Origin of the sequence: Thalassospira sp. MCCC 1A01428, from assembly GCF_002115825.1 — a bacterium.
GTDB lineage: Bacteria > Pseudomonadota > Alphaproteobacteria > Rhodospirillales > Thalassospiraceae > Thalassospira.
Map to the genome: position 1 here is coordinate 22,941 of NZ_JFJZ01000008.1, position 16,083 is coordinate 39,023.

Here is a 16,083-nt window from a genome sequence, read left to right on the forward strand (position 1 = left end):
TGGAATTTTCATGCGTGATTCTGCTTCTGCCTCGTCCCTGTCATCGTCCGCCACCCAACCCGAAACGGTTACTCCGCCGGCAAGCCTGCCAATTAATGTCAAAGGCCTGAAACTAAGCCTGAAAGGCCCTGCCGGGACGGTCGATATTCTTAAAAATATCGATCTGGCCATTAATGCCGGTGAACGCGTTAGTTTAATTGGCCCTTCGGGCTCAGGCAAAACATCCCTTTTGATGGTCATTGCCGGGCTGGAACAGGCCCACGACGGTAAAATTGAAATTTGCGGCCATAATTTGCGCCAGCTTAACGAAGACGGGCTGGCATTGTTTCGCCGTCACCATGTCGGCATCGTATTTCAGGATTTTCACCTGGTGCCATCAATGAGTGCGCTTGAAAACGTGGCCTTGCCGATGGAATTTGCCGGGCGTACCGATGCGTTTGAGCGCGCCCGCGAAGAACTTGCTGCCGTTGGCCTTGGGCATCGTCTGGACCATTACCCCGGTCAGCTCAGCGGCGGCGAACAACAGCGTGTTGCCCTGGCCCGTGCGCTGGCAACCGATCCGGAATTGCTGCTGGCTGACGAACCCACCGGCAATCTTGATGGGCACACAGGCGAAACGATTATTGAATTGCTGTTTGATCTGGCGCGCAAAAAGGGATCAACCCTGCTTTTGATTACCCATGACGAAGGGCTGGCCGCCCGGTGTGATCGCTCCATCACCATGCGTGACGGCGTTATTGTTTCGGATGGGGAAGGTGCGTAATGGGGGCTGAAACAACGCAACCAAACCAGTGGGGATTGGCATGGCGGGTGGCACGTCGCGAATTGCGCGGCGGTTTGCGCGGCTTCTGGATTTTTCTGGCCTGCCTTGCCCTGGGCGTTGGCACCATTGCCGCCGTGGGAAATGTTTCGCAATCGGTTTTAGGGGCGCTAGAACGCGATGGCCGGGCCCTTTTGGGCGGCGACATTGAAATTCAACAGGTCAATATGCCTGCCAGCCCGGCCCAGCAGAACTGGTTTAGAGATAACGCGCAGCGGGTTGAACAGATTGCCACCTTACGCGCCACGGCCTATGGCAATAACCAGCGCCGCCTGGTCGAATTAAAAGCAGTTGATGATCAATACCCGCTATTTGGACAGATGCAGTTGCAAAACGATACCCCGTTTGCAAGCACCCTAACCAAAAAAGACGGTCTTTGGGGCGGGGTGGCCGAAGCCGGATTGTTAGAACGCCTGAACATCAAAGTCGGCGATACGGTGAAACTGGGCGATGTTGATGTGCAAATTCGCGGCATCATCGCCAAGGAACCCGACAAAGCCATTGGCTTTTTGAACTTTGGCCCGCGTTTGATGGTGGCCCTGCCAGCGCTTGCCGATACCGGTTTGATCGTGCCAGGCAGCCTTGTGCATTATCATTATCTGATCGATCTGAAAAACAGCGACACGATCAAAGCCTTTCGCACCCGTTTGGATGATGCCTATCCCGACGAAGGCTGGCGCGTACGCGATACCAACAATGCCAGCCCCGGCCTGAAAAACTTTATTGAACGGCTCACCTTGTTTTTAACCCTGGTCGGGTTATCCGCCTTGCTGGTGGGCGGTATTGGTGTTGCCAATGCCGTACGCAGCCATGTCGAAAGCAAAACGTCTGTAATTGCGACGTTAAAATCAATCGGCGCGACGCATAGTCTGGTATTGCGGATTTATTTTTTGCAAATTCTGACAATAGCCCTTCTGGGGATTATTATCGGCCTTCTTATCGGGGCGTTGGCCCCCATGCTTGTCGCCCCCATTCTGGCAGACAAGCTGCCGATAGCGGTTACCGCCGGGCCGGCCTTGCCGTCGCTTGTGATTGCAACAGCATTTGGCATTTTAACCACGCTGGTTTTTGCCCTGCCATCCTTGTTGCGCGCGCGAGAAATTCCCGCAGCCCGACTGTTTCGTTCAGGTGCCGGATTAACCGGTAATTTCATTCGCCGCCGCGATCTGCCGGTTTTGGCAGTTCCGCTGGTATTATTACTTATTCTGACAGTTGCCAGTGCCACCGATACAGCCATTGCATTGGGCTTTATCGGCGCGTCCATTGCCGCCATTGTCATTTTCACACTGGCCGGGCGCGCTGTTATATCGATATCAAAACGGTTCACAAAGGGGCGCAGCGCCTTTACCCGTTTGGCATTGGCCAACCTGCACCGGCCCGGCACATCCACCACCGCCGTTACTTTATCGCTGGGATTAGGGCTGACATTGCTGGTCACCATTGCCAGCATCGAAGGCAACCTGAACCACGAGATACAGGACCGCTTGCCAGAATCCGCCCCGGCGTTTTTCTTTCTCGATATCCGCCCTGACCAGATCGATGCGTTTCGCAGCGAACTTGGCAGCCAAAAAGGCGTTGATAACATTGAACAAACACCAATGTTACGGGGCCGTGTTACTGCGTTAAACGGGGTAAACGCCAACGATGTGCCGCCAGGTGATGATCGCTGGTTTTTACGCGGTGATCGGGGATTAACCTTTGCCAAAACAGCACCCGAGGGCACCAAAATCACACAAGGCAAGTGGTGGCCGGAAAACTATAACGATGCCAGCAAGCCGCTGGTATCGCTGACCGCCGATATCGGGGCCAGCTTTAACCTGAAACCGGGCGATACCTTAACGGTGAATGTGCTGGGCCGTGACATTACCGCCGAAATTGCCAATCTGCGCGAAGTGGACTGGCAAAGCCTGCGCATGAATTTTGCCATGGTGTTTTCTCCCGGACTGATCGACAAGGCCCCCTACAGCCTGATCGCCACCGCCCACATGCCCCCGGCGATGGAAGAACCGGTTGATCTTATGATTGGCAAGGATTTCCCCAATGTTTCCGCCATTCGCGTGCGCGAGGCACTGGAAGCAGCCAATACCATTTTGGCCGGGATCGGCCTTGCGCTGAGTGCAACCAGTTCCATCGCCATTATTGCCGGGGTGCTGGTGCTGGCCGGTGCTGTCGCCGCCGGTCGGCGCAAACGCATTTATGATGCCGTTGTTCTTAAAACGCTGGGCGCAACACGAGCCAACATCTTATACGCCTATGCGCTGGAATACGGTATTCTGGGCCTGTCGACCGGGTTAATTGCGGCCCTGTTTGGCAGTGCGGCGGCGTGGGCCGTTTTGGTGCTGGTAATGGGCGCAAGCTGGACGCTGTTACCCGTAACCATTTTTGGCCCGATCCTGATCGGATTAATCGCCACATTAACAGCCGGGTTCATCGGCACCTGGCAAGCCTTGCGCAGCCCGGCAGCGCCGATTTTGCGCAATGAATAACCGCCCATGAAAAAAAGCGGGCAAAACCCTGTTACCGGTTCTGCCCGCTTTTCTGTTTTAAGGCCAACATCCGCCTGAAAATGGCGATCAAATCGCATACGATTCGATTTTCATGGCCCAGCACGCTGCCAAGCCATACACCAAAACCTAAGCCATATCGCGCAAGGCCCTGCGCACGACCTTGCCCGTTGCCGTCATCGGCAAGGCATCAACAAAGGCTATTTCACGCGGATATTCATGTGCGCCCAGCCGGGTGCGAACAAAGTCTGAAAGATCCCCTGCCAAGGCATCGCTTTGTTGATCCTGATCACCCAGCACCACAAATGCCTTGATAATCTGCCCGCGCACCGGGTCTGCCTTGCCAACCACACCGGCCATGTGCACGGCGGGGTGCGCAATCAGGCAATCTTCAATCTCGCCAGGGCCAATGCGGTATCCGGCAGAACTGATCACGTCGTCTTCACGGCCAACAAAGCGAATAAAACCATCCTTGCCCCTGGCCCCCAAATCCCCGGTCAGCATCCAATCGCCAATGAATTTGGCCTGTGTGGCCGCGTCATTCCGCCAATATTGCAAAAACATCACCGGGTCCGGGCGATGTACCGCAATCATACCAACCTCACCCAGGGCCATTTCGGTTCCGGTTTCATCAATAATCCGCACATCATGGCCCGGCACAGCACGCCCCATATGGCCCGCTGATGTCGCCTTAAGGCGCGATGACGAGCTGACAATCATGTTGCATTCGGTCTGGCCATAAAACTCGTTAATCGTTAAGCCAAATGTATCGCGCCCCCATTGCAGCATTTCAGCCCCCAGGGTTTCGCCGCCGCTGGCAATAGTGCGGAGCTGACAATGATGGTGTGCCACACTGCTTTGCGGGGCGGCGCGCATCATCTTAAGGGCCGTGGGCGGCAAAAACGCATTGCGCACGCCATATTCGGCCATCAAGGCAAAGGCGCGTTCGGGGCTGAATTTTTCAAACCTGTGGGCCACCACCGCTACCCCGTGATGCCAGGCCGGCATTAACACATCCAGCAAGCCGCCAATCCAGGCCCAGTCTGCTGGCGTCCAGATCAAATCACCGGGCTGGGGAAACATATCGTGCGACATTTCAACACCGGGCAAATGGCCCAACAACACCCGGTGCGCATGAAGCGCGCCTTTGGGTTGGCCAGTGGTGCCCGATGTGTAAATGATCAGGGCCGGGTCATCGGCGCGGGTTCTAACCGGGGTAAAATCATCACTGGCTTCGTAACTTAACGCCTTGAAATCCAGGCAATCGTCGGGTTTGCCATCGATGACATAAACATGTTCAAGGGCAGGTAAAAGATCACGGATTTCAGCAATTTTGCGCGCCCCGGCCAAATCTGTTACCAAAACACGCGCCGCACAGTTACCCAGCCGGTATTCCAGGGCATCCACCCCGAACAGGGTAAATAACGGCACTGCAATTGCGCCAAGCTTATAAGTCGCGATATGGGAAATTGCCGTTTCCGGGCATTGCGGCAGCAATATGCCCACCCGGTCGCCTCGCCCTACCCCATGCCGCGATAAAACGTTTGCGAAACGATTGGACAAACGGCGCATCTGGGCAAAGCTGTAATCACGGCGCGTCCCGTCGCCCCGACGGTGGATCAGGGCTAAACGTGTCGGGTCATCGGCCCATTTATCGCAAACATCGACACCGATATTGTAAAATTCCGGCACTTCCCAGGCAAAATCCCGCTCCTGTGCCGCATAATCATCGCCTGCTGGCAGCATGTTTCCTCCCTGCCTGAAATCTGTCTTGCCCGTTATTCGGGTCTGTTACGACAGATTGCTGTTATCGCCCGCATCCTATGACGGAATGCGGGGAAACAGAACTATTCTGTTGCTTTTTCTAATATTAAACTGCGGATCAGTTCGCCGGTGCCAGCACAAACGTAAAATTAGACAATTGCCCGGCATCGCTACGGGCCGTGCTGTGACAACCAAGGCAGGTTCCAGTTTCCTGATGCTGGATAAAACTTTCCAATGCCACATTACTTAAAAACCGCGGCACTTCACCTACGCCAAACGGCGCACCACCGCCATTGCCAATCCATTGGGTGCCGACCAGAAAATAGTTATCCCATACACTACCAGCCAACGCCTGATGCCACAGGGTGTTGGTTTTGTCCGTTCCTTCAAACACACGCCAGCAACGCACAATTTGCGACGGGGCAATCGCTTGCCCGGTTTGGTCAACAGCATAAGGTGCGTGCTCTGCCCACAACGCAGGGCGGACAACGCCCTGATTAACCGTTTCGCCACCAGATCCTGCCACAGCCGGCATTGTGCCTGCGCCTGTCGTCGCGGCCACACCCGTTATTTTGGTTTTCATCATTATTGTATCCGGGTTTGGTGACGGTCGGTTTTTCGCCTGCTCCAGCGGGATGTTTATACCCCCTGCCATGCCGAACAGGTTAAATCGTTGCAGATTTGCAATGTTTTTCTCATTGCCGGTTTGCAATATGCCAGGCTCCTGCCCGGTTTGTGCAAAACACCCGTCGGGGAACAGTTTTTTGGCAATAAAGCTGTTGGGTCGCCGCGCGTTGGCTGCCAATGGGGCATTCGCGACATGTTCAAATGTTGACCAGATCCAGCGATCGCCATTACCACTAACAACCCGTTGAACCAGATGCATGCCAATCATGCCGACAACCACATCGCGGCAAAACCGGTTTCCCGAAACACTGTCGCGGGCTGGCACAAACAGCCGGGCATTACGGGTTAGAAACTGCGCGGGATTATCGCCGGGGCTTAACACCCGCCAGGCAAACTTCAACAACGTTGCCCCGGGTCCAACACGGTGCCCTTCCACATTTTTTAAAACCTGCCGATCCCCACCTGCAATTTCCTTACCCGATATATCACCGGAACCATCGGCATTTTTGCCTGGGTCTTGTTTATTTGGGTCTTGCATCGGAAACGAAATTTCATTGCCGGTTTCCGCCCGCCTGCTGCGCCCTGTAAATGATGCAAGCTGGCTATCGCGGATATAGCCAGCGGCAACATCGTTTAGCCTGGTTTCATACAGAACATAATTTCCCCCCTGGTCGACCAGCACATCGCCTGTTGCCTGATGAAAGGCATATAATAACAATGTATCGGCAGGTTTTGGTGGCAGGCTGGTTGAAGGACTATCGCCAGCACCACAAAAACCCTCCGCCCGGGCAAAAGGTGAAACACCGCCCTCCCCCGTGATTAATTGATCACGGTTCACAAGACGTTGCCAACGCGGCACATCTCCCTTCGCGGGATGGGCGGCCTGCCCATAGGGCAACGCCACACCGTTGGCCGTTAACGGCCATGTCATTGCGATAAAAGACTGCCACGAAAACTGATCGAACGGGCGCTGGGACTCCGGCCCAACAAAGCGATAGATAAAACTGGCGTCAAACTGAGCAATGTCGGTAGGAAGAATCGGACAAGGCTGCGTATCAAAAGCAGGATCGGCGCAAAAATCGGCTGCCAATTGATCACTTTGTTTTGATAAGGAAACATTCACTTCGGCACCAGCCGCCGCAGACATGATCATAAAATTGCCAAATATGATCACTGCGGCCAGAAACAGCGCGTTGCGCATTTGGCTGATACTTTTAATTAAAGTGTTTATTTTCAATTCCATACGAAATCCCTTACTCCCCCGACAGTAATCCGATTCCTTTTATCACCCCAACTATAGCGAGAATTTTGGCGCCTGATTTATTTTGTCATATTTTTAATTGTGAACAAAATCACAACCGTTTGACCCACAGCCCGTCGCAAAAGCCCGCAATCGTTGCTTTTCAGGCAAATCCTGCCATATTTTGACCAGTGACGGGTTGTAAGCACAATCCCGCTCAATCTGGATCATATGAGGGAATTCAATGGCTTTCGAAACGCAACGACGCGGCTATTCTGTCTCGGCTGGCCAGTCGGCGGCCGACATTGATGCCGGTCTTCGGACCTATATGCTGCGCGTCTATAACTATATGGCGTCTGCGCTGGCTTTAACCGGTATTGTCGCATATGCAGCCGGACACAACGAAGCGGTACAACAGGCAATTTTCGGAACTGGTCTCTCCTGGATCGTAATGTTGGCACCGTTTGCGCTGGTCATGGTTCTTAGCTTTGGCATTCACAAAATGAGCATGCCTGCAGCACAGGGCGTGTTCTGGGCCTATGCCGCGCTGATGGGGCTGTCGCTGTCGTCGATTTTCATGATTTATACCGGTGAAAGCATTGCCCGCACCTTCTTCATCACCGCCGGTACTTTTGGTGCCATGAGCCTGTATGGCTACACCACCAAAAAGGATCTGTCTGCGTGGGGCAGCTTCCTGTTCATGGGCCTGATCGGGATCATCATTGCCAGCGTTGTGAATATCTTCCTTGGCAGCACCATGTTGCAGTTTATCATTTCGGCTGCCGGTGTTCTGATCTTTACCGGTCTGACCGCCTATGACACCCAGCGCATCAAGGAAAGCTACTGGGAAAACGACGATGCCACGACCGCTGGCAAGAAGGCCATTTTTGGCGCCTTACAGCTGTATCTTGATTTCATCAACCTGTTCATCATGTTGCTGCGTTTCTTTGGTAATTCGCGCAACTAACAGGTCTGGCATCATTGCCACACACAACACCCCCGCAATTGATGAATTGCGGGGGTGTTTTTTATGGGCAGTCCTGTCGTGCTTTTACCCTCTCCATAATCATCCGATGCTGGCAAAAATGCCAGTGTGCCATATCCGATGGCACAGTAATCCCCACAGATTACACGTTATGTATGCGGCAAAAGTTCGACGGTTTGTTAAGCCCGATGTCACATCAGGCGCGAAACAAATCGGTTTTGATCAACAGGCTTTATGGTTTTGGCACAATTACACAGGCATATCAGATAAAGCCGAAGCCATACGTCAAAAGCAGGATATGGCAGATATTATCCGGCAACCTTGGCCTGACGCGGGGAGGAAGAGGATGCCCCTTCGTCCTCCCGGGCGGACATTTCGGCCATTAAGGTTTCAACCCGCATTTGCCCGCCCATTGCAGTACGCGCCGCAGAACGCGCGCCCGCCTCTTCAAGGTTTTGCTGGGCCTGTATGAAATTCATTTTTGCCGTCCGCAAAATTCCCACGTCACCGTTTTCACGCCCCTGCATGGCTTGCACGGTTGCCAGGGCAAACACCGCCCGCCCCCACAGATAAAGATTTTCCCGCCGGGAACATACTTTTAGGGTCGCTTGAAAAAATGGAATGATGCTTTCATACAGAATGCCGGTTTTTGCCAGTTCTCCGTGTGCAATCAAAACATCGCCCAAATGATAGGCTGTCAGCCCATACAGTACCGGATAGGTTTTGGCATCCGTCGCGCCAAGGGCCCGCCGCAGATAATTGATGGCTTCGGCAGCAAGGTCCGGATCCCGGGTTTCACGGGCCTGGGCACCACTAGCTTCTCCCAAACGCATCAAACAAACAGCCTGTGCAACACTGGCACCAGCTGCAAATTCAAAACGGCGATGCAATATCCGCCAGATTTCGACCGCCAACTTTGAAACACGGGTGGCCGAGCTGCCCAAAACAGACCAGTTCAGCAAATGGCCATATAGTGCCAACAAGGCAATGTCTTCGGGCTGAAGCTGATCAACGCCCGATTGCCCGGCCACCGAAATCATCATGGCCAACCGGTCACGGTCACCACAATCATCAAAACCAAAACATCGGGCGACCAAAGGTTCCAGCGCCTCGGATGCCAGTTGGCACCAGCTTCGATCGCCATTTTCGGCCAATGCCAATGCCGCCGATGCAAAACACAAAACCACGCCATCACCGCATTCATCAAGCAGATCAAGGTTACGAACCCGGTCTTGCTGCTGTTCCAGCGATTTGCACAGTTCGGTCGAAATCACCATACGCCGGGCCGGGTCATCGACCTGACGCAGGGATGTTGCACGTAATAGCAGTTGTATTGCCTGTGTGAAATCTTCGGCCAGAGGTAATTTGAAACTGTATTTTTGTGACAAAAACAGCTCGTGAGGAGCAAACGTGTTTTGCCGGTTGGCCAGCCAGACATTAACACCATTTTGGTCCGGCGCAGCCACCCCCCATAACAGCGCCGTACAATTTTGCCGCAAAGCTGCGTTCCAGGCCCAGTTCTGGGCATCACGTACAGCATGAAACGGATCAACCGCATCGGCGCTAATCGACAATTGCTGGGAAACAGTCACACAGGAAAACGCGGTAAAATCCGACAGGCAATCTTTGATCGCAGCCTGAATATCCTGCCCCGCCGTGCCAAAATCGGCAATGCCACAAACAAATTGCGGATCACCCGAATGTCGGTGTGAATAAGACGCCCGCGGATTAGGGACAGTTTCCCCCGGCACAACCCCGAACACCGCTTTGAACACAAGACCGAGTGTTGACCAGAAACCGGCCATCCTCCGCTATTCCTTCCCGGCAATATACTGAGCCACAACGAAAACCATATCTGACAAGGACATGATCAAACGCAAACAGGTCTCCGTCAATTATTAACGGCGTATAAATTACCAATACCAAAGAATAGGAAATGAGCGGATAAATTTCAACCCCAGGGCCGTTTACGGCGCCGGGTTGCGGAAACCGTTGCGCCAGCCATCGCGCGCAGTTTTGCAATACGGTTTTCCATCGCCGGGTGCGTGGCAAACAGACTGTCCATGCCTTTGCCCGATAACGGATTCGCAATATACATATGTGCCGTTGCCGGGTTGCGCTCTGCATCGGGGTTGGGCACCGAATGCACCCCGCGATCAAGCCGCCCCAGGGCATCGGCCAACCACAACGGATGCCCGCAAATTTCCGCCCCGATCCGGTCGGCTTCATATTCGCGGGTACGCGAAATCGCCATTTGCACCAGGCCGGCCGCCATCGGGGCCAAAATGGCGACCAGAATCATTCCAAATCCGCCTAGCGGGTTGTTATTGTTTTCACGGTGCCCGCCAAAAATACCGGCAAACATGGCAAAGTTCGCCAAGGCCGATATCGCCCCTGCCAGGGTCGCCGTGATTGTCATTGTCAATGTATCGCGATTTTTGACATGGGCCAGTTCATGGGCCATCACCCCTGCAATTTCGTTGGCATTTAACAATTGCAACAACCCGGTGGTTGCCGCCACCGCCGCATGTTCGGGGTTGCGCCCGGTAGCAAAGGCATTAGGCTGCGGGTTTTCAACAATATAAACCTTGGGCATTGGCAAATCAGCCCGCAGGGCCAGCTGGCGCACAATCCCCACCAGTTCAGGGGCGGTATTTTCATCTACCTGTCGGGCACGGCGCATACGCAAAACCATGCTGTCGGAATTCCAATAGGCAAACACATTCATTGCCCCGGCAAATAACAAGGCAATAATCATGCCTTGCTGCCCGCCGATCATCATGCCGACCACACCAAATAGCGCTGTGATGCCCGCCAGCAACAATCCGGTCCGCACATAATTCATACTGGTCTTCCTCCATTCGGCTTATCGGCCAAAAGATAGGCCATTTTATGCCTCGCACAAGCCGGAAGCAGCTTCGTTGTGAATTAGGTCGCAGTCGTTAACGCAGCCGGAACCAAAAGGTAAAATCCCGGTTTTCAAGCCTGACGGCCATCAAGAAACCACCCGGCAATATCCAATACCAAAGCTCGTTGATCGAAACCGATCCGCAAGCCTCTCAATCGGCGGGCGGGCCCGACAAAGCCCTTTCATTTTGCGGTATTGGTCGCGCGGCGCCGTGTGCCTATCCAATTGTCGATGAGAAGAATTCATCGACAATTGGTATAACATGCCCATAAAAAAGCGAGGGCAACTGTTGCCGCCCCCGCCTTGTGCTTTCGCAAGATATTTGATCGGGCTCTTATCCGCCAATCAAAGCCCTGATCTGACGGTTGGCAACCGTGATCATGGCAAGGTCGATCTGGCCGACAGCGCGTAATTCGTCGATCAGCTGATCGCACCGCTGTGTGCCACGTTGATGGGCCGTGACCCATTGTTCAACAGCATCGGGGCCGATGATGCCGTTTTGGTCTTCGGCCAGAACCACACGGGTCAATTCACGCTGATGACCAAACAGATCATCAATTGCAGCATTGCGTGCCAGTTTCTGCCAGTGGGTTTCGGCTTCCACCGTTTCGGCGGCAGCCCGCAAAATGCCCAACTGAAAACGCGAGCCAACGGCAAAATACGTCGCCCCGACATCAAGGACATCGCGATCAGCCCCTTCGGCAATCCGCACAATATCGCATACGGCCACCATTTGTGGCATTGCGGCCACCCGTTTGGCCAGATCTTCGGGCACACCCTGTTTCTTAAGGTGATCCACCCGTTGTTTCAGACCATTACGAATGGCTGCATCGCCAGGAATGATTTGATCAAACGCTTCAATCACACGCATGACCTGCGGGCGGAACCGTTCAATCTTGGAACCAACATTCAATTCCTCGCAATTACGCAGGAACCATAATGTCACGTCCTCGACCATGCGACCGACATCCTTAAACATTTCGGTCTGCACATTGGCAGCAACGATATTGTCCAGGGTTTCTATGCCAGCCCAGATATCACGCAGGCCAAACACCGCCCGCGAAATCAGGTATCCACGCGACACATCCACGGCAGAAAAGCCGGTTGCCTCCATCATATCGTGAACAAAGGTGCCACCAACCCGGTTAACCAGGCTGTTAATGCCAACTGTGGCAATAATTTCGCGACGCAAACGGTGGTGTGACACAGCATCGGCGTATTTTTTACGAAGCGGCGTCGGGAAATACCGCACCAGTTCCTCGACCAGAACCGGGTCGTCAGGCAGGTCGGAATTTAGCACTTCGTCATACAGCCACAGTTTGGCATAGGGCATCAGCACCGAAATTTCCGGCCGGGTCAGGCCTTCATGGGCATTGAAACGCCGGGTGATTTCCTCTTCATCGGGCAAAAATTCAATTTCACGGTTCAGGCGCCCTTCGCGTTCCAGCATCCTGATCAGGCGAACCTGGGCATCAAGGGCGTCACCCCCACCCGCAAAGATGTTGGAAATGGCCTGGCTTTGCACATAGTTATCGCGCTGCACCAGTTCACCAACCTCTTCGGTCATGTCTTCAAGCAACTTGTTACGCTGCTTTTCCGTCATGTCGCCATTGGCGACAACTTCGCCCAGCAGGATCTTGATATTGACCTCGTGGTCAGAACAATTGACCCCGCCAGCATTGTCGATCGCATCGGTATTCAGGCGGCCACCGTGATGGGCATATTCAATCCGCCCCCGTTGCGTGCAGCCCAGATTGGCACCTTCACCAATCACCTTGGCCCGTACATCGCCGCCATTGATGCGAATGGCATCGTTGGCCCGGTCCCCGGCATCGGCATTACTTTCGTTGCCCGATTTGATGTATGTGCCAATACCACCAAACCACAACAATTCGACTTCAGCCTTCAAAATGGCTTTCATCATATCAGCCGGGGTGACTTTACCGCTGCCCAAATGCAGCAATTTGCGCACTTCGGCCGACGGATCCAGTGTTTTAGCACGGCGATCAAAAATACCACCGCCATTGGACAGCAGCTTTTCATCGTAATCCGCCCAGTTAGAGCGCGGCAGGTCGAACAGGCGTTTGCGTTCGGCAAAGCTGGTTTCCGGGTTCGGATCAGGATCGACAAAAATATGCAGGTGGTTAAAAGCTGCAATCAGTTTGATCTGTTCGGAAAGCAACATACCATTGCCAAACACATCGCCCGACATGTCGCCAACACCTGCAACAGTGAAGGGTTCCTTCTGGATATCTTTGCCAATTTCGCGGAAATGCCGTTTGACGGATTCCCATGCCCCACGGGCCGTAATGCCCATTTTCTTGTGGTCATAGCCCTGCGAGCCACCCGATGCAAAGGCATCATCCAGCCAGAAGCCATAATCACGCGCAACGCCGTTGGCGATATCGGAAAATGTCGCAGTGCCCTTGTCGGCAGCCACCACCAGATAGGGATCATCCTCATCAAGACGACGGACCCGCTCTGGCGCCACCACCGTACCGGCGACGATATTGTCGGTAATATCAAGCAGGCCGCACATCAACGTTTTATAACAGGCAATACCTTCTTCCAGGAAAGCCTCGCGCGTGCCATCAACCGGCGGACGTTTGACGACAAAGCCGCCTTTGGAACCGACCGGCACGATAACGGCATTCTTGACCATCTGTGCCTTTACAAGCCCAAGAATTTCGGTGCGGAAGTCTTCCTGGCGATCGGACCAGCGGATACCGCCACGGGCGACCGGCCCACCACGTAAATGCACCGCTTCAACACGCGGGGAATAGACAAACACTTCGCGCCAGGGGCGCGGAAGCGGCAGGTCTTCGACCTCGGCAGAATTAAACTTGATCGACAGATACGGCTTGGGATTGCCATCTGCACCAACCTGAAAATAGTTGGTACGAAGGCTGGACTGCACCAGATTAAGAAAAGCCCGCAAAATACGGTCTTCATCCGGGTTCATCACGTCATCAAGCCGGGCGAGGATATCGCTTTCAATTGCACCAATTTCGGCTTCCAGCCCAAGATCGCGGTCCGGGTCAAAACGGGCAATGAACAATTCCACCAGCGACGTTGCCAGGGCTGCGTTATTTGCCAGCGTTTTTGCCAGATAATCCTGCGAGAATGCCGACCCGGTCTGGCGCATGTACCGGGCAAAAGTCCGCAATATAACAACTTCGCGCCAATCCAGCCCCCCCAGCAATACCAGGCGGTTAAAGGCGTCGTTTTCAACTTCGCCGTGCCACATGCGCACAAACAGTTCCTGGAACTTGTTGCGCACTTCATGCAGCGTAAACGTGCCATCAACAATGACGCCAAAATCATGAATGCGCACACCGACAGCACTGTCACGCGGGGTTACCGCAAACGGGTTTTCAGTGATCACCTTCAAACCCATATTTTCCAGCATCGGCAACACATCGGACAGAGGCACCGGTGCGGCTGGGTTATAAATTTTAAAGCGTAATTCGTTTTCAGCCGCTTCAATCGGTCGGTAAAGATTAACCCGTAAATCGTTCGAATTCAGAACATCTTCAAACCGTTCAATATCAAGAACCGCAGTTTCCACGGAAAAACGGTCCTGATAGTCGGTAGCAAAGGAATCGCCATAACGCCGATAAAGTGACAGGCCTTTTTCTTCGCCCATTTCACGCACCAAAACCTGGCGCATGGTGTCATTCCAGTCCCGTGCGGCCTCGACCAGCCGTTTTTCAATGTCCTGGACTTCATATTCAGGCAGTTCGCCCGGTGTGGTTCGTACCAGCACATGCAAACGCGCAAGCGGGGAATCGCCGATCTGGGTGTAATGGGCCGATACCGTGCCATTAAAGGCTTCTTCCACCACCCGCTGGAAATTTATGCGCAGCTTGGTCGTGAAACGGTCCCGCGGGCAGAAAATCTGACACGATACAAACCGTTCAAAGGCGTCACGGCGCACAAACAGGGCAATGCGCTGGCGTTCCTGCAAATGAAGAATGCCCATGCAGATGTGGTAAAGGTCATCAAGTTCGATCTGGAAAAGTTCGTCACGCGGGAAGGTTTCCAGAATATTGACCAGCGCCTTGCCATCGTGACTGTTGGGCGGGAACCCGGCGCGTTTGACCGTTTCGGCCAGCTTCATCCGTAAAAGCGGGATCAGTTTCGGGCTTAAATTATACGCAACCGATGTGAAAAGACCGACAAACAGGTGCTGGCCAATTACCTTACCCGTTTCATCAAACTGTTTAACAACGATGGTATCAAGATGAACGGCGCGATGAACTGTTGACTGTTTGTTGGCCTTCGTCACCATCAAAAGGTTTGGTTTGGTAACAAAGTCCTGCACTTCGGGCGATAATTTGCCCAGTTGGCGCAATTCATCAAATATGTGGGTCCCTTCACGACGAAGGATACCAAGCTGACTGTCCGTATTAACGTCGACCTTGGCCTTTTTGCCTTCACCGCTAAACTTGTATTCGCGGTATCCTAAAAGGGTGAAATGATCGTCATAGAGCCAATCCAGGAAATCACGGGTCTCCTGCACGGCATCTTCTGAAATGCCTTCGGGCGCCTGTTCAATCTGGGAAAGAACCTCCTTTACCCGCGACATCATCGGCTGCCAGTCCTGCACCGCCAGGGCAACGTCGGTCAGGACATCTTCAAGACGATTATGAATCGCCTGAAGGGTATTTTCATCTGTCTGCTCATCAATTTCGACATGCATAACCGATTCACGTGGTGCATCGGAGTCTTCAACACTGCTGACAGATTGTAAAATGTTATCGCCATCTCGCGCGATTCGAATAATCGGATGAATCACCAGATGAACGGTGGCATCAAATTCGTTCAGCGCAGACGTTACCGAGTCCACCAAAAATGGCATATCGGTATTAATCATCTCGATCACGGTGTGATCGGATTTCCAGCCGTGCTCTTCCAGGTCCGGATTATAAACCCGGATCTTGGCAGCATTATCGGTCGGTCGCGTGCGGGCAAATTTATAAAGCGTCAATGCCGCGCCATAAAGGGCATCGACTGAGCGTCCGGCCATATCGTCGGGCGGAACGTTCTTATAAAAAAGGCGAACGAATGCTTCTGCATCCTTCGCCACGTCTCCTGCCAGCCGCAGGTGAATTTGCTCGACAACTTTGTCAATGACTTCCCGTTTCGGGTCGTCGGTTCGGGCTTTCATGTCGTATTTCCCTTTTTGTCGGTTCTGTTTGCCAGAACCGCCTGCACCCGTCTTTGCGACGGATA

General features: G+C 53.5%; 8 protein-coding genes. 3 read left to right on the top strand and 5 right to left on the bottom strand.

Going from position 1 to position 16,083, the window contains the following annotated elements; translation table 11 throughout:
* Window positions 1-10 precede the first annotated feature (10 nt).
* Both THS27_RS08730 and THS27_RS08735 read left to right on the top strand, forming a co-directional pair.
* Window positions 11-763 (top strand): ABC transporter ATP-binding protein, encoded by a 753-nt coding sequence (locus THS27_RS08730; protein ID WP_085589931.1) that lies wholly within the window; start codon window positions 11-13, stop codon window positions 761-763.
* Window positions 763-3,306: an ABC transporter permease gene (locus THS27_RS08735; protein ID WP_085589932.1), complete on the top strand. Its 2,544-nt coding sequence runs from the start codon at window positions 763-765 to the stop codon at window positions 3,304-3,306. Before THS27_RS08730 ends, THS27_RS08735 begins: the two co-directional genes overlap by 1 nt.
* Window positions 3,307-3,453: 147 nt before the next feature.
* Here the strand turns inward: THS27_RS08735 and THS27_RS08740 are convergent, their stop codons facing one another.
* Both THS27_RS08740 and THS27_RS27165 read right to left on the bottom strand, forming a co-directional pair.
* Entirely contained in the window at window positions 3,454-5,070 is a 1,617-nt protein-coding gene (locus THS27_RS08740; protein ID WP_085589933.1) for an acyl-CoA synthetase, read from the bottom strand.
* A gap of 136 nt (window positions 5,071-5,206) precedes the next feature.
* On the bottom strand, window positions 5,207-6,958 hold the full coding sequence (locus THS27_RS27165; protein WP_085589934.1) for a hypothetical protein: 1,752 nt from the start codon (window positions 6,956-6,958) through the stop codon (window positions 5,207-5,209).
* A gap of 241 nt (window positions 6,959-7,199) precedes the next feature.
* On the opposite strand from THS27_RS27165, the gene THS27_RS08750 reads away from it, so the two are divergent.
* Window positions 7,200-7,922 carry a Bax inhibitor-1/YccA family protein gene (locus THS27_RS08750; protein WP_085589935.1) on the top strand — a complete coding sequence of 241 codons (723 nt, stop codon included), beginning with the start codon at window positions 7,200-7,202 and terminating at the stop codon, window positions 7,920-7,922.
* A 326-nt stretch (window positions 7,923-8,248) separates the two neighbouring features.
* Here THS27_RS08750 and THS27_RS08755 read toward each other — a convergent pair whose 3' ends face one another.
* From THS27_RS08755 to THS27_RS08765, 3 genes are all read right to left on the bottom strand, one after another.
* Window positions 8,249-9,745: a hypothetical protein gene (locus THS27_RS08755; protein WP_085589936.1), complete on the bottom strand. Its 1,497-nt coding sequence runs from the start codon at window positions 9,743-9,745 to the stop codon at window positions 8,249-8,251.
* A gap of 146 nt (window positions 9,746-9,891) precedes the next feature.
* Window positions 9,892-10,785: a zinc metalloprotease HtpX gene (gene htpX / locus THS27_RS08760; protein ID WP_085589937.1), complete on the bottom strand. Its 894-nt coding sequence runs from the start codon at window positions 10,783-10,785 to the stop codon at window positions 9,892-9,894.
* A gap of 397 nt (window positions 10,786-11,182) precedes the next feature.
* On the bottom strand, window positions 11,183-16,018 hold the full coding sequence (locus THS27_RS08765; RefSeq protein WP_085589938.1) for an NAD-glutamate dehydrogenase: 4,836 nt from the start codon (window positions 16,016-16,018) through the stop codon (window positions 11,183-11,185).
* Window positions 16,019-16,083: the final 65 nt, after the last annotated feature.

Excerpts from the sequence above, each read along its gene's own strand:
- THS27_RS27165 (WP_085589934.1), bottom strand. The coding sequence starts at position 6,958 with ATGGAATTGAAAATAAACACTTTAATTAAAAGTATCAGCCAAATGCGC.
- THS27_RS08755 (WP_085589936.1), bottom strand. The coding sequence starts at position 9,745 with ATGGCCGGTTTCTGGTCAACACTCGGTCTTGTGTTCAAAGCGGTGTTC.
- THS27_RS08740 (WP_085589933.1), bottom strand. The coding sequence starts at position 5,070 with ATGCTGCCAGCAGGCGATGATTATGCGGCACAGGAGCGGGATTTTGCC.
- THS27_RS08730 (WP_085589931.1), top strand. The coding sequence starts at position 11 with ATGCGTGATTCTGCTTCTGCCTCGTCCCTGTCATCGTCCGCCACCCAA.
- htpX (WP_085589937.1), bottom strand. The coding sequence starts at position 10,785 with ATGAATTATGTGCGGACCGGATTGTTGCTGGCGGGCATCACAGCGCTA.
- THS27_RS08765 (WP_085589938.1), bottom strand. The coding sequence starts at position 16,018 with ATGAAAGCCCGAACCGACGACCCGAAACGGGAAGTCATTGACAAAGTT.
- THS27_RS08735 (WP_085589932.1), top strand. The coding sequence starts at position 763 with ATGGGGGCTGAAACAACGCAACCAAACCAGTGGGGATTGGCATGGCGG.
- THS27_RS08750 (WP_085589935.1), top strand. The coding sequence starts at position 7,200 with ATGGCTTTCGAAACGCAACGACGCGGCTATTCTGTCTCGGCTGGCCAG.